16 protein-coding genes are annotated in these 17,776 nt (G+C 57.6%); 12 read left to right on the forward strand and 4 right to left on the reverse strand.

What is annotated here, in order from left to right; genetic code table 11:
• Nucleotides 1-32 precede the first annotated feature (32 nt).
• Nucleotides 33-491, reverse strand: coding sequence for a tautomerase family protein (locus tag GSQ89_RS33720; RefSeq protein WP_158932478.1), 459 nt, complete (start codon nucleotides 489-491; stop codon nucleotides 33-35).
• A gap of 596 nt (nucleotides 492-1,087) precedes the next feature.
• Here GSQ89_RS33720 and GSQ89_RS33725 point away from each other — a divergent pair.
• From GSQ89_RS33725 to GSQ89_RS33740, 4 genes are all read left to right on the forward strand, one after another.
• Nucleotides 1,088-1,591, forward strand: a complete 504-nt coding sequence (locus GSQ89_RS33725; RefSeq protein WP_158932479.1) for a cupin domain-containing protein — start codon at nucleotides 1,088-1,090, stop codon at nucleotides 1,589-1,591.
• Nucleotides 1,592-1,744: 153 nt separating this feature from the next.
• Nucleotides 1,745-2,260 (forward strand): heme-binding protein, encoded by a 516-nt coding sequence (locus tag GSQ89_RS33730; protein ID WP_158932480.1) that lies wholly within the window; start codon nucleotides 1,745-1,747, stop codon nucleotides 2,258-2,260.
• Between the two features lie 161 nt (nucleotides 2,261-2,421).
• Nucleotides 2,422-2,877 (forward strand): heme-binding protein, encoded by a 456-nt coding sequence (locus GSQ89_RS33735; RefSeq protein WP_216856537.1) that lies wholly within the window; start codon nucleotides 2,422-2,424, stop codon nucleotides 2,875-2,877.
• A gap of 71 nt (nucleotides 2,878-2,948) precedes the next feature.
• Nucleotides 2,949-3,647, forward strand: a complete 699-nt coding sequence (locus GSQ89_RS33740; protein WP_158932482.1) for an alpha/beta hydrolase — start codon at nucleotides 2,949-2,951, stop codon at nucleotides 3,645-3,647.
• A gap of 327 nt (nucleotides 3,648-3,974) precedes the next feature.
• Here GSQ89_RS33740 and GSQ89_RS33745 read toward each other — a convergent pair whose 3' ends face one another.
• A complete protein-coding gene (locus GSQ89_RS33745; protein ID WP_158932483.1) occupies nucleotides 3,975-4,364 on the reverse strand; it encodes a sigma factor in 390 nt (129 codons plus the stop codon).
• A gap of 450 nt (nucleotides 4,365-4,814) precedes the next feature.
• Between GSQ89_RS33745 and GSQ89_RS33750 the strand changes: the two genes are divergently transcribed.
• The 5 genes from GSQ89_RS33750 to GSQ89_RS33770 all read left to right on the forward strand — a co-directional run bounded on the left by GSQ89_RS33750 (nucleotide 4,815) and on the right by GSQ89_RS33770 (nucleotide 8,850).
• Nucleotides 4,815-5,525 (forward strand): SDR family NAD(P)-dependent oxidoreductase, encoded by a 711-nt coding sequence (locus GSQ89_RS33750; RefSeq protein WP_158932484.1) that lies wholly within the window; start codon nucleotides 4,815-4,817, stop codon nucleotides 5,523-5,525.
• 169 nt (nucleotides 5,526-5,694) lie between these two features.
• Nucleotides 5,695-6,219: a cytochrome P460 family protein gene (locus GSQ89_RS33755; protein ID WP_158932485.1), complete on the forward strand. Its 525-nt coding sequence runs from the start codon at nucleotides 5,695-5,697 to the stop codon at nucleotides 6,217-6,219.
• A 115-nt stretch (nucleotides 6,220-6,334) separates the two neighbouring features.
• Nucleotides 6,335-6,772 (forward strand): VOC family protein, encoded by a 438-nt coding sequence (locus GSQ89_RS33760; protein ID WP_158932486.1) that lies wholly within the window; start codon nucleotides 6,335-6,337, stop codon nucleotides 6,770-6,772.
• Complete coding sequence (locus GSQ89_RS33765) at nucleotides 6,769-7,728, forward strand: 2-dehydropantoate 2-reductase (protein WP_254073492.1); 960 nt, start codon at nucleotides 6,769-6,771, stop codon at nucleotides 7,726-7,728. Before GSQ89_RS33760 ends, GSQ89_RS33765 begins: the two co-directional genes overlap by 4 nt.
• Nucleotides 7,729-7,743: 15 nt before the next feature.
• On the forward strand, nucleotides 7,744-8,850 hold the full coding sequence (locus tag GSQ89_RS33770; RefSeq protein ID WP_158932487.1) for an enolase C-terminal domain-like protein: 1,107 nt from the start codon (nucleotides 7,744-7,746) through the stop codon (nucleotides 8,848-8,850).
• 76 nt (nucleotides 8,851-8,926) lie between these two features.
• Here the strand turns inward: GSQ89_RS33770 and GSQ89_RS33775 are convergent, their stop codons facing one another.
• Together GSQ89_RS33775 and GSQ89_RS33780 are read right to left on the reverse strand one after the other, a co-directional pair.
• Nucleotides 8,927-9,253 carry an NIPSNAP family protein gene (locus tag GSQ89_RS33775; RefSeq protein ID WP_158932488.1) on the reverse strand — a complete coding sequence of 109 codons (327 nt, stop codon included), beginning with the start codon at nucleotides 9,251-9,253 and terminating at the stop codon, nucleotides 8,927-8,929.
• A gap of 497 nt (nucleotides 9,254-9,750) precedes the next feature.
• Nucleotides 9,751-10,416: a response regulator transcription factor gene (locus tag GSQ89_RS33780; RefSeq protein ID WP_158932489.1), complete on the reverse strand. Its 666-nt coding sequence runs from the start codon at nucleotides 10,414-10,416 to the stop codon at nucleotides 9,751-9,753.
• Nucleotides 10,417-10,871: 455 nt separating this feature from the next.
• On the opposite strand from GSQ89_RS33780, the gene GSQ89_RS33785 reads away from it, so the two are divergent.
• The 3 genes from GSQ89_RS33785 (at nucleotide 10,872) to GSQ89_RS40405 (ending at nucleotide 17,757) form a co-directional block, all read left to right on the forward strand.
• Nucleotides 10,872-11,366 carry a response regulator transcription factor gene (locus tag GSQ89_RS33785; protein WP_158932490.1) on the forward strand — a complete coding sequence of 165 codons (495 nt, stop codon included), beginning with the start codon at nucleotides 10,872-10,874 and terminating at the stop codon, nucleotides 11,364-11,366.
• Nucleotides 11,367-11,433: 67 nt separating this feature from the next.
• Nucleotides 11,434-16,959 (forward strand): ATP-binding sensor histidine kinase, encoded by a 5,526-nt coding sequence (locus GSQ89_RS33790; protein WP_158932491.1) that lies wholly within the window; start codon nucleotides 11,434-11,436, stop codon nucleotides 16,957-16,959.
• A gap of 456 nt (nucleotides 16,960-17,415) precedes the next feature.
• Nucleotides 17,416-17,757, forward strand: coding sequence for a Stf0 family sulfotransferase (locus GSQ89_RS40405; RefSeq protein WP_371734326.1), 342 nt, complete (start codon nucleotides 17,416-17,418; stop codon nucleotides 17,755-17,757).
• The last annotated feature ends 19 nt before the right edge of the window (nucleotides 17,758-17,776 follow it).

Here is a 17,776-nt window from a genome sequence, read left to right on the forward strand (position 1 = left end):
TCGTCCTCCATAAAATGGTTTGCCGTTTCTCCTCAGAGTGTAAAATTCTCTCTGGTCGTACCCAGTTCTCTCATGTGATCCTGAAGCGATTTCGGAAGACCATCGAACCAGGCAGTCTCCTCGTGCGGCCTTGGAAGCACGTGACCGAATTCCACCATGTCGGTCGGAGCCAGGTTGCAGATATAAACCCAGATCTCCTCTTTCTTTACGCCGGTGATCTGACTGACCTCCTCCATCATCCGCAACATCATTCGTGTTCGTTGCTCTTCCGTTCGACCACTACGAATGTCCCCTCTGATCCAAATATGATTTGATGAACGTGACGGTCCGAGGAACCTGTCGGCTGACTTTTTCTCCTCGATAACAACCTGACACATGAAGGTTGGCGCCCCCGTCTCCTCGCTATGAAGGCGCGCTATTGCCTCCGCTATCGAATTCTTCTGGCGGTCGTCAACCGAATTTTCCAGTACCGAGCAAACATAGGTCGGCATTTGTTAGTCCTCCTTAACAAGGGTGAAGGCTACCGGCCCTGCAATCAGCGGGCCCGTGTGCTTGTCGGCTGGAAGCGATCCATCGCGCCGCCAGCCGCAACTATCTTGATTGAGGGCCGGCCACGAGAGGCGGGCCGCAACGAAACCTGTCAGCTTTATTGAGCATATGTTCCGGTGTCAGCGGGATCGGTATTATACGATGGTATTGACAATACTTAGGTATTGCGCCCCTCGACGACAGGGTTTCAATTACGACCTCTAGCCAAGTGCAGACTTAGATAGAAACACGCCATCGACGTTCCTTCGTAGAGATCTCACGACCGAGCCATCAACTCAAAACCGAGCCTCGGTTGACGGCACGCTCTAGCTGTAGACGTTGATTGAGGTGGACTGCCAAAAGTTAGTTTCACTCGTTCCAAGCAATCGACGACACCATCGTCTAATGGATTTACCTGAGCGTCGCCATATTTGCAGGTTGTGACTAAGAATTCAGCCAGGAGGCCGCGATGACCCCACTCGGGGGCTCAATGCCCAGACGCCTTCATCTCAATGGAGTGGGACGAAGGAGCCCATCCCCAGCATCGAAGGAGACAGACATGAACAACCACCGTAACGGCCTCTTCATCGGACTCCCAGCTTTGCTCGCGGCATCGCTGCAGTTCAGCACGTTGCTGCCGGTGCCCGCTCTGGCGCAGTCGCCATCAGTGAGCAAACCACACGGGATGGGTGGTTCGGAATCGATCGCGCCCCTTCCCGACCTCACCACGACCACAGCGGGCGAACCGTTATTATATCTCAGTACGCCAGACCCTGTGATCTCGTCAGACATTCTGACCGTCCCACCTGGCGGTGTTACACGCTGGATGACGCACCCGGTGCCGGCTTTCGTGTATGTCCTTCAGGGAGATCTCACAGTTCAATTCGTCGACGGCACAGAGAAGACGTTCCACGAGGGAGACGTCCTTCTGCAGCCCAGAGCGGCATGGCACCGCGGGCGCAATGAGGGACAAGGTCCACTTCGCTTCCTGGCAGTGTTTATGGGTGCCAAGGGCGTTCCGGGCTTCCTCCATCCACCAAGCGGCCCCCTGGCTGCGAAATGACTACCAGGCATCGGGCCGCTGAGGTGGCGCCCCCAGGCGCTTCTGGCAATTGACGCCGTTGCATCGGCAAGCGGAGCGGGCTCAGTAAGCCCGGGAGCAAGCGCCGTGTGAGAAATACAGCCTTGCTCAAACACCCAACCACGGAGATAACCAGTGAAACGATATGCTGTTGCGACTCTGTTCGCCGCCTCTTTGTTTGCCTCAGCGCCGGCATTCGCCCAGGTCGACGTCGATGGATACTACCTTCCGATGAAAGTGGCGCTGAAAGCCGCTCAAACAGCGATTGATTCATGCGCCACGCACGGCTGGGATGTCACTGCCTCGGTCGTCGACCCTGCCGGTCTCGTCATCGTCCAGCTTCGTGGTGACCATGCAACGGTCCACACCAAGGATTCCTCCTATCGAAAGGCCTATACAATCGTCTCGATGGGCCCGGTCTTCGGCCTCACACGGACAAGCGAATTCATTGCACTCACCCAAAAAGCGCCCAACGGCGCTGGACCGGAGCTCACGGCTTTGCCGGACATCTTTGCCAATGCAGGCGGCGTCGCGATCAAGCACGGTTCTGAGATTGTTGCCGGCCTTGGTGTTGGCGGCTCCCCGGGCGGAAACAGGGACGAGGCATGTGCCGCCGATGGCGTTGCAGCCATCCTTAACGAACTCAATTAATCCGCAAACACGCGCCGAAGGCCAGCGTTCAAGTCATTCCGGATTTCGTGAGTGCAACAACGCTGTGGCAGATGCGACGGCAGAAGTCGTCATCATAGCCAGTGTCTCCGGTTGAATGGCTAATTTGACTGTAACCGATGTGGCTCAGAAGGAGATCCAACATGTCGACGACGGAAGGAACTTACGGTTATAACCTACCTCTGGAGCTGGCGGTCGAGGCCGCCAAAGAGGCAGTTAGAATCGGCGCACTCAATCATCACCAGGTTACCGCGACGGTCGTAAACTTGTCCGGCGTCCCACAGGTCGTGCTTCGAGGCGATGGTGCAACCATCCATACGGGGACATCAAGCTTTCAAAAGGCATATACAGTCGTCACTTTGGGGCCAATTTTCCAATTCGACAAATCGAGCAACTTCTTCGAGTTGGTCAAAAGCAGCCCCTTTGCGCCAGAGCTAGCAAGACTACCGAATGTGATGGCGTTGCCGGGTGCGGTCGCCTTCAAGGTCAACGGTCAAGTCGTGGCGGCCCTCGGAGTCGGAGGGGCCCCCGGGGGCGACAAGGACGAGATATACGCGCAAGCGGGCATCGATAAGGTTGTCGGCCGCTTACCACACTAGGCCGACGTCCCCTACGATTCGCGGGGCTGCCCACGAATGTAACGTAACAGTTCGAATCTTGAGGAATCACGATGGCTAATAAACCCAACATCTTTCTGGTACACGGAGCTTGGGGCGACGCGTCTCACTGGCGGCATGTCATTCCTCCCCTACATGAAAAGGGGTACCGGGTCTTCGGCGTACAACTCCCTCTCACATCCTTGTCTGACGATGTAGATCTGACAAGTAAACTGGTCGCCGCGCAGGATGCCCCTACATTATTAGTCGGCCATGCCTATGGTTGCGCGGTCATCACAGGGGCCGGCCTCATACCAAATGTCGTTGGCCTGGTCTATTTGGCAGGACCCGCTCCGGATGAAGGAGAGAGCCTTAAGAGCCTCCTCGCGCGGCAGGCACCACCTGAGGGTGCGGCTAATATCCGCCAGGACGAGCGTGGGTTTACATACGTTGTACCTGAGAAGTTTCACGAGACATTCTGCCACGATCTCGACGACGAGATGGAATCGCTCGTATGGGCTCTTACGCAAAAGCCAACGGCGATGCGCTGCTTCGAGGAACAGTCGGGAGCACCGGCGTGGAAGGTCAAGCCCAGTTGGTACCAGGTATCGAGCAACGACCGACTGATTCCTCCGGAAACTGAAATGTGGATGGCGGAGCGAATGAACGCAAGAAGAACCATTACGTTGAGAACAAGTCATGCTTCCGTGGCAACTTACCCCGACGAGATCGTGAAGCTGATTGAAGAAGCAAGTAGTGCTGTGGCTGCTTAGTGTCCGTCCGGGGGGGCGCGCGGGCCATAATAATCGTTTGGCGGAACGGGCTTGAAGTCCACGAGCTGTCTTGGTTCCATAGCGGAATCGATTCGCAACGTGCCGATTGCGAACGATCGAAAGCCGCCATCACTCACGCGCTGCCATGAATGGTGAAATGCCGGGCCGCGAACGCAATGTCGCGGCCTCATCGCGATCGACGACAGATCGTCGAGCGACCCTCGACCTGATTAAATCGCCTCCACCGGTTGGGCCGGGATCCGGTGTACCGTTCACAACATGCGTGCCGTCAATTTCCTGTGGCTAGTCAAGCTCGTTCCGCAGAGTTCAAGATATTGCCATTTGGAGAAGAGGCGTCTGCATCTTGCTCAATATGCATTCATGAATTGCCTCGCGCACACGCCAAGTCGCGTAGGCCGTGAAATTCACGCCGCGAGTCGGATCGAACCGGCAGACTGCCCGCATCAGCCCCAGATAGCTTTCACCGATCAATTCTTCCGGCGAACCTCCGCAACCCCCGTAGCCTTCGGCGATCTCGACGGCAACGTGCAGATATTTTTCGACCAATTGATGAGCGGCGCAAATATCATGGTGGTCGTGCCAACGATTGCACAACGTTCGCTCCAACTCGGTGCTGAACATGGGGAATTTTCGCATCTCACTGCGATATTGCGAGAGGTTTCCAACTTCATTGTCGTAGGGTCGGCTGGTTTTCATAGCTGAACTCCTTTTCCATAGCCCGCTCGCCGCGTCTTGCGCGATATACCTCTCAGTTCCTGGCGATCGTCCTTCTGCATGTCCGGTTCAACCGGATGCGACAGAAAATGCGCCGAAGGGAATAGCGAATCTATTGTACGATGGTGTCGTCGATACTGTGCCCTCAGCGCGGCGCTCACGGTTTAGAACTAGCCGGCCTGGGAAACGGCCTTGCCGCGGCGGGGCAGCGTGACGTTCACAATACCATTGTCTTATAGAATTGCTCTTTCAGCTATCACACCTGTGTTCCGTCGGCTGACACGCAGCTTGTGCCCGGACAATCAGGGTGCCGGTCAGCCAAGTCGAAGGGCCCGCGAAAGCGGCGCAACATCAGGTACTTGATCTGTGGCCGGAGATCGAGCTCCACGACGCCATTGTCGTGGCCGGCCAAGTCATCACGAGGAGAAAGCTATGAGCACGGAGCATAAAGTTGCTGTGATTACCGGTGCGTCTCAGGGTATCGGCGCAGGACTCGTCAAGGCGTATCGCGATCGCGGGTACCGGGTGGTCGCGACTGCGCGCACAATGGGGCAGTCCAACGATGATAACGTCCTCACGGTCTCCGGCGACATCGCCGATCGCAAAACGGCCGAGTGCGCGATATCCGAAGGCATGGCCCGGTTCGGGCGCATCGATACGCTCGTCAACAACGCCGGCATCTTCATCGGCAAACCGTTTACCCGATATACTGAGGCCGACTTTGCGTCCATCGTGGGCGTCAACGTTGCTGGCTTCTTTCATATAACGCAGCTCGCGATTGCCGAGATGGAGAAGCAAGGTAGTGGCCATGTTGTGCAAATCAGTACAAGCCTGGTCGATCACGCGCTCTCTGCTTCACCGTCAGCGCTGGCGTCATTGACGAAGGGCAGCCTGAATGCAGTGACCAAATCGCTCGCGATCGAGTATGCGAAGCACGGTATCCGAGTGAACGCAGTCGCGCTCGGGGTCATCAAGACACCGATGCATCCCGCTGTGACACATGCGTCGCTCAGTGGCCTGCACCCGCTCGGGCGTATGGGCGAAATCTCCGATGTCGTCGAGGCAATTCTCTATCTAGAATCGGCCAGTTTCGTGACCGGCGAAATTCTGCACGTGGACGGCGGCCAAAGCTCTGGGCACTGACACTAGCTCAGAGAAGCATGATGCGGGTGTAGTGCTAACGCGACCACCATGACTGTGCCGCCCCCAAACACTCAGTCACGGCAGAAATCGAGGAAACGCTACGGCTTCACACCTCCGGGGGATTGCTTATGGTGGCGCTTGTTCCGAGTGTGGATGGAAGGAGAGACCCATGACACGGTTTATTTTCGCGTTCGTTTCGATAACATCGCTGTTCGGCGCGGTCTCGTATGGTGCCACACCATCTGATCAATCCGACGCAGAAGCATCCACGATATTCGGAGGCAAACTCCCCCCTGATTACCGCGATTGGAAGCTCATCTCCGTCGCCCATGAAGAAGGCACGCTCAACGATTTGCGCGCTATCCTAGGCAATGACGTCGCGATCACCGCCTACCGTCAAGGAAAGCTCCCATTTCCAGAGGGAACCATTATTGCCCGCCTCGCCTGGAACTACACGCCGTCGGAGGAAAACGATAAAGTCTTTGGAAAGCCCCAATCTTTTGTCGCCGGTGCACCCAAGGAAGGGGTTCAGTTCATGGTTAAGGATTCGAGCAAATACGCCTCGACCGGTGGCTGGGGGTTCACGGAATTTATCGATAGCAAGCCCGTCCCACAGAACGCTCTCAACGGTTGCTTCTCCTGCCATCTACCCGCCAAGGCCAGCGACTTTGTTTTCACCCATTACGCACCTTAACGAAGCCTGATTTTCCTTAACGCCTGTCCAGGATGCCTCAACCCTGGTCCGCAGCGAAGCCGGCACCGCGGCAGAGAAGACCTAATCCCCGAAACCACTTTTAGGAGAGTCCACGATGGCCGATCCCACCCCCTCCACAGTCGGCGTTGATCATATCGGATTGAGCGTCCAAAATCTTGAGAGCACTCGCCGCTTCTTTTGCGACTGTCTAGGATGGAGTGTCATTGGCGAGCGACCGGACTATCCTGCCGTCTTCGTCTCCGACGGCCACCAGATGCTGACTCTGTGGCAAGTCGAATCGCCGGAACGCGCCATCGCGTTCGACCGACGCGCCAATGTCGGACTGCATCACCTCGCGCTGGCTGTGGCTGACCGCGCAGGACTGGACGCGCTACACGAACGCGTCGCGAAATGGCCGGATGTCGTCATCGAATTCGCCCCGGAGCCGTCCGGGAAAGGGCCGAAGACCCACTTCATGATTCGGGAACCAAGCGGCATTCGGCTTGAATTCGCCTACGATCCCCGCCTCGAGGCGGCACGCAAGCGGCAATGACGGAACCCACCATGCCAGACCTCAGGATTCTCGTTCTCGGCGCCGGCGGGATCGGCGGCTACTTCGGCGGGCGGCTGGCCGAAAGCGGTGCGGATGTGACGTTTCTGGTGCGTGAGGGCCGGCGGAAATCACTGCTCGAAGACGGTTTGCGGATCGAAAGCCCGTTCGGCAATGCAATCTTGACCGTTCAGACATTGACGGCCAGCCAGGTCGAGCCCGTCTATGACGTGGTCCTGCTGACGTGCAAGGCGTACGACCTCGACGCGGCGATCGATGCGATCGCACCTGCCGTGGCGCCGGCGGGCTTCGTTCTGCCGTTCCTGAACGGCATCGCCCACATGGAGCCGCTCAACCAGCGGTTCGGCGCTGACAGGGTCCTCGGCGGCACCGCGAAGATCCAGGCCACTGTGACCGCGAACGGCGCGATTCGTCAGTTCAACGACTGGCGAACGATCACGTTCGGGGAACAGTCCGGCGCAATGACCGATCGGGTCGAACGGCTGGCGGCGCTGTTCGCCAAGGCTGTGGGCGTCGAAGTCTCAGCCGTGACCGACATCCGTCAACGCATGTGGGAGAAGCTGGTCCATCTCGCCACTGCCGCCACCATGACGTGCCTAATGCGCGCGAACGTTGGCGAGATCGTCCGGACGCCGCACGGGCGCGATATTTTCCTCGACCAGCTAAGGACCTCGGCAACCATCGCCGCTGCGAATGGGCACAAGCCGAGCGATGCGTTCATGCGGGGCTGGGAGCAGACCTTTTCGCAACCGGATTCGGCCTACTCCACCTCGATGTTGCGCGACATCGAACGTGGAGGGCGAACCGAGGTCGAGCACATCCTGGGCTTCATGCTGAAGAAGGCACGCGAAGCGAACATCGCCTGCCACACACTTCTGCTCGCCTACACGCATATCAAGGCCTACGAGGAAAGACGTGCGGCCGACCGCCTCCCCTGACACCCCAGGATCACGATGCAGGACACACCTATTCCCAACAAGCTGACGCTCCGCGACATAAGCTGCCGTGCTGTCCGCGTCCCGCTGGTCTTTACACTTGGAACCAGCGCCGCGATTGTCCGGGCGGTGCCATTGCTGCTTGTCGACCTCTCTACCGAGGACGGGCCGGCCGGACGCACCTACCTCTTCTGCTACACGAATTCGGGTGCCCGAGCGATTGCGGAGCATATCCGTGAGGCGGCGGATCTCGTTCGCGGTATGGCACTCTCACCCCTGGCCCAGACGCAGTTTCTGCAGCGGCGCTACGCACTTCTCGGCGTGACCGGAACGGTGAGGATGGCGCTCTCGGCCATCGACATGGCCTTCTGGGACGCGCATGCGCGGTCGATCGGTCAGCCGCTTGCCCATCTTCTTGGCGGTGGCGCACGGCCCCTGCCCGCCTACGACAGCCGCGGGCTCGGCCTCATGGCGCCACCGGCGCTCGCGGATGAGGCCGAGAAGATGCTGGCGCTGGGGCTGAAGGCGTTGAAGCTGCGCCTCGGCTATCCCACCCTGGCGGAGGATCTTGCCGCGTTGGACGCGGTGCGCAACCGCGTCGGCACCGGCATATCGATCATGGTCGATTACAACCAGGCGCTGTCCCCGGCCGAGGCACTGAAGCGTGGCCGCGCGCTCGACACGCATGACATCGTCTGGCTCGAAGAGCCGATGGCCCACGAGGACTACCGGAGTTATGCGCGGCTGACCCATGCGCTGACGACGCCGATCCAGATCGGTGAGAACTTCAACGGCCCGGCGGGGCTGAGTCAGGCGCTGGCTGCCGGTGCCTGTGATCTGGTGATGCCCGACGTCGCTCGCATCGGCGGCGTCACCGGCTGGATGCAAGCCAGCGGCATCGCGGCGGCCGCCGGTATCGAGATGTCGTCCCACCTGATGCCGGAGATCAGTGCCCAGTTGCTCTGTGCGACACCCAGTGCTCACTGGCTCGAATACGTGGATTGGGCCAATGCGTTCCTCAAGGAACCCATGCGCATCGTTGACGGTATGGCCATCCTTTCCGATCGTCCTGGTGCCGGCCTCGATTGGGATGAGGCACGCCTGCAACGTCTGGAAACGCTGTGACCTCCTGTCTTCGAACGAGTTATAACCAGCTATTCTCTTGATCAGTTGGTCACAGTAAATCAGTACCGCAGGACGCTCACTTCGCAGAGGAGAAAGCCGTCGGTGCCAGGATCTCATTGCTGATGCTTCGCACGAGTTCGCCATCCCTCTCGGTCTCTGCGAGGATCGCGATCCATTCAGGGTCGGCGACGAACCTTTCCCAGCGCTTCTCGCGCTCGTCCATGTTCTCCCAGACCAGCAAGTAGAATAGCCGTTGGCTGTTTTGCCCGATCTGCGTCGTCCAGAACCCTGCCTGTCGTATGCCATGCTTTTCCCAAATCCGTAGTGTGTGGTCCTGGAAACGCATAAGCAGAGCCGGCAGTCGCCCGGGTTCAGCGAGGTATGTCCTGAGTTCGTAGATCATCGGATACCCTGTCAATCTTCCATTATCGCCGCAGTCATCCAAGCGGCTGTGTCGCTACAGTCCTGAGAATCCACCGCGTCCATTCCGAACCACAGCGGTCGCTGCGGAGCGCCTCGACGCGGAAGAATTACGAGTGGTACCGATTTAGGATTCAAGTTCAGCCCCTGATTCACGCAGCGCAACAGTTCAGGCGCGGGCCGTCTGCTACTTCCGGAAGATGTGGGCAAGCTGGGTTTAAATCTATTGAGCGATGGTATCGTCGATACCTTGGCGATGCCTCTGGCGATGAGCCATTCCCGTGGCAACTAAGGCTTCGTGCATAAACAAATGGTTCGATGTTGGCACTGTCGCCCAGTCCCGTCATGGCAGGCGTAGGCCTGCCGTCCACGCCTTTTCCGAGACCTACACAGCAAGGCGTGGATGGCGGGCCTTCGCCCGCCATGACGATGAGAGGCCGGCGGCGTTCGCCGGACAATTCGCTTATTCCCCGGCGAGCCCTAAGTAGCCATAAGCCGTAAGCTCGCAGCCATATTCACTAGCTCGGCGAAAGAGCGCGCTTTCATCTTTTTCATCGCCCTGCCACGGTAAGTCTTTATCGTGATCTCGCTGAGACCAAGTTCTCCGGCCACCTGCTTATTCAAGAGGCCCGTAATTACCAACGTCATGACTTCCCGTTCGCGGGCGTTGAGCGACACAAAACGACCTTGCAGATCCGACATTTCCGCCGCCGCATCAATTGTGGCTCGACTGCTGACGATGGCCTGCTGGATAGCCTCCAACAGTACGTCGTCGCGAAATGGCTTGATTAGGAACTCGATCGCCCCCGCCTTCATGGCCCGAACTGCCGTTGGCACGTCGCCGGAACCAGTGACGAAGATTATTGGCATCTCGGTCCGCTCTCCGGCGACACGCTTCTGCAGATCGAGGCCACTGGATTCCGGTAGATTGATATCGAGCACGAGACAGTTCGGACCGACGGCCCGTGGATAGGACAGGAAATCGAGGGCAGACCCAAACGTTTTCGCCTTCCAGCCGACGCTGCGGATCAGCGAGTTTATTGACTCCCGCATCAACTCGTCGTCTTCGACAATAAATACGACTGGTGTGCTCTTCGAGGTAGGTGGCGAGCCCGTCCCGGGATTCGTAACGTTACCTGAGTACATTTTTCTTCACCTGTTTAGGAAGGGGTCGGTGCCGGATCGGAATCAGTAGACACGCTTCTTGGGAGATAGCGACCGGATCCCGTTCTGTGGCCATAGGATACTGTCGAGCCTGGAAGCCTTTGGGGTCCGCCGCCGTGATCACAGCAGTCACCGCTGTTGGAGTTAAAACCCCTGCAATCACTTAGTTCCTGTCGAAACTTTTGGCACATATACGTAAGCTGTGTCCCGATACGCCCTTCCCTCGGTACCGCTCGGACGCGGGGGTGTATCTACTGCTGACAGGGGAGGAAGGAGAGCGCAACGCCAGGCGCGGACGCCGTGTGAGAAAGTACAGCGTATCCGGCTACGACCAAAGTTAATCAAACCAGGCCTTCGGCTTACCCGGCCTTCCTATAGGCGCACTGGGTCATACAAGGGTACGTGGCCTTGGGGTCGCTGCGTGGTGCTACAATCGAATGCGCTCCTGGTGCCTGACCGGTCGTCGCTCATCCGGGAGTACGGAGGGCGATGTAGTACTGAGTGCTTCGATCGCCTGCATCGGCGAACAGGAGGCTGGTCTGTCCAAGAATAAACTTATCGCGATTGTTGACGATGACGAGGGCTACCGTACGGCCTTAAGAAGTCTGCTGATGTCCCTTGGTTTCCGAGTAGGGTCGTTCGAGTCCGCGTCGGATTTTCTCTCTTCAACCAATATTCAAAATACCGCCTGCTTGATCGCCGACGTTCACATGCCCGGCATGACGGGAGTCGCGTTACACGGGCATCTGCTAACATCGGGTTACGCCATTCCGACAATCTTGATTACGGCGTACCCGGACGCTGACATTCGCACTCGTGCACTGACCGCCGGGGCCATCTGCTACTTAAGTAAGACATCGACCGAGGATGTTCTTCTCGGTTGTATTGCCTCGGCCCTGCGTCAAAGCGGTCAAGCTGAAGGCGGTCTATGACCGATCGTGGAGCGTGCTCATGCATCACGCCCATGGCTGCCACCGATCCAACCCAGGAGCTCGCCAGATGAACGCGACGACATGGTCCGTCAGTGATGAGGCGAGCAACCTCGAAGTCGTGTGGGAGGATCGCGAACGGGTTTTCTGCAGAAAACATCCATATGCCGACGTAGACACGCAGAATTGTCTGGTGGTGCTGCCCACCGCGGAGCGTCCCACCCCCGCGGCCCTTAAGCGTCTCTCAAATGAATACGAGCTGAGAGACGTTCTCGACAGCGCATGGGCATTGCGACCCTTGGAACTCCTGCGCGAGGGCAGCCGGACGATGCTGGTGCTCGAGTTTCCCGGGGGAGAGCGGCTCGACCGTCTCATCGGGCCCTTTATGAACATCGACCTGTTCCTGCGGCTCGCCGTCGCCCTGTCGTCGGCACTTGGTCGCCTTCACGCACATGGCGTTATCCACAAGGACATCAAACCGGCCAATGTGGTCGTCGATCCCGCGAAGGCACAAGCCTGGCTCACGGGCTTTGGCATCGCATCTCGCCTCCCGCGTGAGCGGCAGTCGCCCGACCCCCCCGAATATATCGCCGGAACGCTCGCCTATATGGCGCCAGAACAGACTGGACGCATGAACCGCTCAATCGACTCTCGCACGGATCTCTATTCGCTTGGCGTCACGCTATACGAGATGCTCACCGGCGAACTTCCGTTCAACGCTTCCGACCCCATGGATTGGATTCACTGCCACATTGCACGACAGCCGACGCCGCCCAACGATGTTCCGGTCGCCATCTCTGCGATTGTGTTGAAGTTGCTCGCCAAGACCGCCGAGGAGCGCTACCAGACTGCTGCCGGTGCCGAGAGTGATCTCCGTCGATGCCTGGCCGAATGGGAAACGAGTGGACGAATAGACGATTTTCGGCCCGGCGGTGACGATACGCCGGACCGGCTGATGATCCCGGAGAAACTGTATGGGCGGGATCGCGAGATCAATGTTCTTCTGACCGCTTTCGACCGCATCGTAGCCGGCGGCAGTCCGGAGTTGGTGCTGGTTTCTGGGTACTCCGGCATTGGCAAGTCAGCGCTGGTCAATGAACTTCACAAATCGCTAGTGCCGCCACGCGGACTGTTCGCTTCGGGAAAGTTCGATCAGTACAAGCGCGACATTCCTTACGCCACCCTGGCACAGGCCTTTCAAAGCCTCATACGTCCGCTCCTGAGCAAAAGTGAAGCGGAGCTGAGCAAATGGCGTGACGCGTTGAGCGACGCTCTGGGCCCGAATGGTCAACTGATTGTTGATCTCGTGCCCGAATTGAAACACATCGTCGGCGAACAGCAGCCTGTTCCGGAACTTCCACCCCAAGATGCGCAAGGACGTTTCCAATTGGTGTTCGGGCGCTTCATTGGCGTCTTTGCGCGACCCGAGCATCCCCTCGCCATATTCCTTGATGACCTGCAATGGTTAGATGCAGCCACGCTCGACCTATTGGAAGATCTGTTAACTCGATCCGACATGCGGCACTTGCTGCTGATCGGGGCTTATCGGGACAACGAAGTCAATCTTGCCCACCCACTGATGCGCAAGCTCGAAACAATCCGCCAAACGGGTGCGCTGCTGCGGGACGTTGTCCTAGCCCCGTTGGCCCGTGACGATCTCGGACAACTGCTCGTCGACGCTCTTCATTGTCAAGCCGCACTTGCCGAACCGCTCGCGCAGCTCATCCACGAGAAGACCAGTGGCAATCCGTTTTTCGCCATCCAGTTCTTGTCGACCCTTGCTGACGAAGCCCTGCTGTCTTTCGACTACGACGGTGCACGTTGGTTCTGGGATCTCAATCGCATTCACGCCAAAGGTTACACCGAAAATGTAGTTGACCTCATGGTGGGCAAGTTGCACCGCCTGCCGGTCGGAACGCAGAAGGCGCTGCAGGAGCTCGCCTGTACCGGCAATAGCGCGGAATTTGAGCTGCTACGGATGATCTATGAGGGTTCGGATGAAAACATGCACGCCCAGCTGTGGGAGGCTGTTCGGGCAGGCCTTATTTTCCGTTCCGAAGTTTCCTACACCTTCTTACACGACCGCGTTCAGGAAGCGGCTTATTCGTTGATTCCAAGGGAACAACGTGCCTCAGCGCACCTTAGGATCGGAACTCTTCTCGCCACGCACACGCCATTGCACAAGCAGGAAGAGGCAGTCTTCGAGATCGTCAATCAGCTAAATCGCGGCTCTCACCTCATCACCTCAGTGAAAGAGCGTGAGCGGGTGGCGGGGTTGAATCTCATCGCGGGGAAGCGTGCGAAAGCCTCGACAGCTTATGCTTCAGCGCTGAAATACCTGGAAGCCGGGCGGCTAATGCTGACTGAAAAAAGCTGGGACCAAAACTACGAGATCATTTTCTCGGTCGAGTACTTTACAGCCGAGTGCGAGTTGCTGACCGCCGACTTGGTAGCGGCGGACAGTCGGCTTTCCATGTTATCGCAACGTACCAAAAACCGCCACGACTTTGCCACTGTTACGCGCCTGCGACTGACGCTTTACACAACGTTGGATCAGAGTGATCGGGGCGTAGATGTATTCCTGGACTATCTTGGACGCGAGGGCACTCATTGGTCGGCTCACCCGACCCGCGATGAAGTTCAGCGCGAGTACGATCGAATCTGGTCTTGGATAGGAAGTCGACAGATTGAGGATCTGGTAGACTTACCCCTCATGACGAACCCGGAGGTCCTGGACGCTCTGAACGTATTCACCGAGATCGTAACACCTGCATTATTTATTGACGAAAACTTATCGTCTCTCGTCATCTGTCGTATGCTGAACCTTAGTCTTGAATATGGCAACGGCGACGGTTCGTGCTTTGCCTATGTATGGTTTGCCATTATTGCCGGCCCTCGTTTCGGCAATTACAAAGACGGCTTTCGAATTGGTCAGCTTGGCTATGAACTGGTCGAGAAACGCGGCCTGACCCGTTACCAGGCTCGAACCTACATGTCCTTTGGCAATATCGTCATGCCTTGGGCAAGACATGCTTTAGAGGGACGCGACCTAGTGCGCCGAGCGTTCGATGCCGCCTATCGAGCTGGCGACCTTACATTTGCCGCCTATAGCTGGGATGAGTTGATCACCAACCTACTTATGGCAGGAGATCACCTTGCGGAAGTACAATTAGAAACAGAAAATGGTCTGGCGTTTGCGGAAAAGGCACGGTTCGGGCTTGTAGTCGACCTTGTCAAGGCGCAAGCCGGGCTGGTCCGAACCCTCCGTGGCTTGACCAGCAGCTTCGGCTGCTTCGATGACGGGGTCTTTAACGAGGTTGACTTCGAGCGGCACCTTGCGGACAACCCAGCTTTGGCACTGGGAGAATTCTTTTACTGGGCACGAAAAATCCAGGGACGCTTTTTTGCCGGCGACTGGGCATCGGCCGTTGAAGCGTCTGTACGGGCGCAGCAGCTACTTTGGACGTCTCCGTCACAACTCGAAACGGCTGAATTTCGCTTCTACGGCGCACTTTCTCATGCGGCGTCCTGGAATTCCGCACCTCATGATCAGAGGCCACGGCATTTCGAGGCGTTGAAAGCTCATCACAGTCAGCTGGAAGTTTGGTCCACGCACTGCCCAGAAAATTTTCGGAACCGGGCAGCGTTAGTTGGTGCGGAGATTGCGCGAATAGAAGGCCGCCTGGTCGACGCCGAGCATCTGTACGAGGAGGCGATTCGCTCAGCGCACACGAATGGCTTCGTCCACAACGAGGCAGTCGCGAACGAAGTCGCTGCGCGTTTCTACTCGGCACGAGGGTTCGAGAAGATCGCTCAAGTCTATCTTCAGGACGCCAGATATTGCTACGCCGCCTGGGGCGCGGACGCGAAAGTGCTGCAACTCGATCGGTTATACCTTCACCTACAGAGAAAAGATTTGGTAGCCGGTCCGACGAGCACGATTGGGGCATCTGTCGAACAGCTGGATCTGGCAACGGTGATCGGGGTCTCGCAGTCCGTGGCGGGTGAGATCGTCCTGGAAAAGCTGATCGATGCGCTCATGCGCACTGCAATCGAGTACGCGGGTGCTGAAAGAGGCTTGTTGATTCTTGCGCAGAGTGACGCGTATCGAATAGAGGCGGAAGCCGTCACAATTAGTGACACGGTGACGGTGAGCCTACGGCAACTGGACATAACCTCAGCGGAAATGCCAGAGTCCGTCTTTCACTATGTGCTGCGCACAAAAGAGAGTGTGCTTCTGCATGATGCATCGGCTTCCCACCCCTTCTCTGCCGACGAGTATATCACTCGGCATCGCGGGCGTTCGATTCTTTGTCTGCCACTCCTCAAGCAGGCGGGACTCCTGGGTATGCTTTACCTTGAAAACAATTTGACCTCTCACGTCTTCACCTCCGGCCGTATTGCCATACTCAAACTGCTTGCTTCAGAGGCTGCGATTTCGCTGGAGAACACGCGTCTTTATCGCACTCTTCAGGAACGAGAGGCAAAAGCATGGCAACTCGTGAATACCGCCCTCGACGCAGTCTTGAGCATCGATGAGGCGGGGCGGATCACGGAATGGAACGCCCAGGCGGAATCAATGTTCGGCTGGCGGCGGGACGAGGCAATAAGCGGGCTTATCGCAGAAATGCTGATCCCCACACAATATCGACTAGCTTACGTCGAAGGTTTGCGCCGGTTCGTAACCTCTGGAGACTGGCCTTTCCCGAACCAGCGAATTGAGATAACTGCGGTCAGACGTGACGGCAGCGAATTTCCGGTCGAGTTGTCTGTCGCACCGTACCGGATTGGTGGAGCGTGGGCGGTTAGCGCCTTCGTCCGGGACATAACGGAGCAAAAACGCGCCGAGGCGGCCTCACATCGATATCGCGAGGTCGAACTCGAATTGGCTCATGCGAACAGGGTTGCCACGGTCGGACATCTGTCGGCGTCGATTGCCCATGAGGTTACCCAACCAATTGCCGCGGCGGCTACCAATGCTCAGGCCGCAATGCGCTGGTTAGCGGCCGCGCCGCCAGATCTGGACGAAGTGCGCCAGGCACTGCGGCGAATCATATCGAATTCAAACCGAGCGGGCGATGTCATCGGGCGCATCCGTGCCTTTATCAGGAAGGCGCCTCCACTAAAGGATGGCTTGGATATCAACGGGGCTGTCGATGAGGTTGTCGCTCTCACTTTAAGCGAGGCAACTAAAAATGGCATCTCTGTGAAGACCGACTTCACGGAAGACCTGCCGCTCGTGCAAGGAGATCGAGTCCAACTGCAACAAGTAATCCTTAATCTGATCATAAATGCTGTCGAGGCAATGAGCGGTCACAGGAAGGGGCTGCGCGAACTGAAGATCAGCACCAGTCAGACGGGGTCCAAGGGCGTTTCCGTCGCGGTGCGGGATTCAGGCCCAGGTCTGGCTCCGGCGAGTCTGGAGCGTATTTTCGCGGCCTTTTACACCACCAAACCTGGCGGCTTGGGGATGGGACTCTCGATTTGCCGTTCAATCATTGAGGCCCATGAGGGTCAATTATGGGCGGCAACGGACGAGCCCTGCGGCACCATTTTTACGTTCACTTTGCCTGCTCAGGCGGGTGCCGGCGCTTGATTGGCCCTCGCCAGCGATTGCCGTCGTGGCGGTAGCTCTCGGCAGGGGCCGGTTTGCGAGCAGCACGTCGTGTGTTGGTAGTTCGATATCCGCGCGCCGGCCAGAAGCGGCCAGCCATACCAGATGAACCGTTCTGATTGGCTGATCGGACCAGGGTCGCCCACCTCAACTATGATCGGCTTGGAGAGATCGTCCGACGTACCTCTGCTGCTGACACCGCCACGATTCATACCAAAAATGCATAACCTTCAAAGAATTGAGCATTATTCTGGAACACGATCGTGATCTATGGTCTGTCGTGATGCATGGAGCCAATGCGGGAACGTTACAAATACGCACATCGTCGATGGTGGCCAACCGCGTCACCTAAAGAATGAGGAAGAACAAGTGTCTGGCGCCATGATATGCGGAGACTCTGATATGATGGTCTCTGTTCGGCCTTGCTGCACGTATTTGATGTGCAGTGCGTCACGTACCGGCAGCACTTTGCTCGTAACGTTGGAAGCCGCCAACCTGGCCGGCCGTCCCGTCGCGTATTTCGACGTTCACAAACACAATGAAGACGTCTGGTGTGCGACCTCTACGTCAGTCGCCAAGCCGGACCGCAGCTCGGTGACCAGCTTCACCCGCCACACTAATTTCGGCACCGGATCACCCTTGTCGCGTAAACCTGAAACCTATGTAAACCGGAACAAATCCCGCCGGTTTGCATGCTCTGGTTCCCAACGGCGATCTCGATCACCTCCCTCTCGATCGGTGACATCATTGTTGCCTGGGGCCTGCCCGGATCGGAAATGAATTCCGATAACAAACTAAA

Source organism: Acidisphaera sp. S103, from assembly GCF_009765975.1.
GTDB lineage: Bacteria > Pseudomonadota > Alphaproteobacteria > Acetobacterales > Acetobacteraceae > Rhodopila.

Excerpts from the sequence above, each read along its gene's own strand:
- GSQ89_RS33785 (WP_158932490.1), top strand. The coding sequence starts at position 10,872 with ATGCGCTCCTGGTGCCTGACCGGTCGTCGCTCATCCGGGAGTACGGAG.
- GSQ89_RS33750 (WP_158932484.1), top strand. The coding sequence starts at position 4,815 with ATGAGCACGGAGCATAAAGTTGCTGTGATTACCGGTGCGTCTCAGGGT.
- GSQ89_RS40405 (WP_371734326.1), top strand. The coding sequence starts at position 17,416 with ATGTGCAGTGCGTCACGTACCGGCAGCACTTTGCTCGTAACGTTGGAA.
- GSQ89_RS33720 (WP_158932478.1), bottom strand. The coding sequence starts at position 491 with ATGCCGACCTATGTTTGCTCGGTACTGGAAAATTCGGTTGACGACCGC.
- GSQ89_RS33755 (WP_158932485.1), top strand. The coding sequence starts at position 5,695 with ATGACACGGTTTATTTTCGCGTTCGTTTCGATAACATCGCTGTTCGGC.
- GSQ89_RS33760 (WP_158932486.1), top strand. The coding sequence starts at position 6,335 with ATGGCCGATCCCACCCCCTCCACAGTCGGCGTTGATCATATCGGATTG.
- GSQ89_RS33740 (WP_158932482.1), top strand. The coding sequence starts at position 2,949 with ATGGCTAATAAACCCAACATCTTTCTGGTACACGGAGCTTGGGGCGAC.
- GSQ89_RS33765 (WP_254073492.1), top strand. The coding sequence starts at position 6,769 with ATGACGGAACCCACCATGCCAGACCTCAGGATTCTCGTTCTCGGCGCC.
- GSQ89_RS33780 (WP_158932489.1), bottom strand. The coding sequence starts at position 10,416 with ATGTACTCAGGTAACGTTACGAATCCCGGGACGGGCTCGCCACCTACC.
- GSQ89_RS33775 (WP_158932488.1), bottom strand. The coding sequence starts at position 9,253 with ATGATCTACGAACTCAGGACATACCTCGCTGAACCCGGGCGACTGCCG.
- GSQ89_RS33735 (WP_216856537.1), top strand. The coding sequence starts at position 2,422 with ATGTCGACGACGGAAGGAACTTACGGTTATAACCTACCTCTGGAGCTG.
- GSQ89_RS33745 (WP_158932483.1), bottom strand. The coding sequence starts at position 4,364 with ATGAAAACCAGCCGACCCTACGACAATGAAGTTGGAAACCTCTCGCAA.
- GSQ89_RS33790 (WP_158932491.1), top strand. The coding sequence starts at position 11,434 with ATGAACGCGACGACATGGTCCGTCAGTGATGAGGCGAGCAACCTCGAA.
- GSQ89_RS33725 (WP_158932479.1), top strand. The coding sequence starts at position 1,088 with ATGAACAACCACCGTAACGGCCTCTTCATCGGACTCCCAGCTTTGCTC.
- GSQ89_RS33770 (WP_158932487.1), top strand. The coding sequence starts at position 7,744 with ATGCAGGACACACCTATTCCCAACAAGCTGACGCTCCGCGACATAAGC.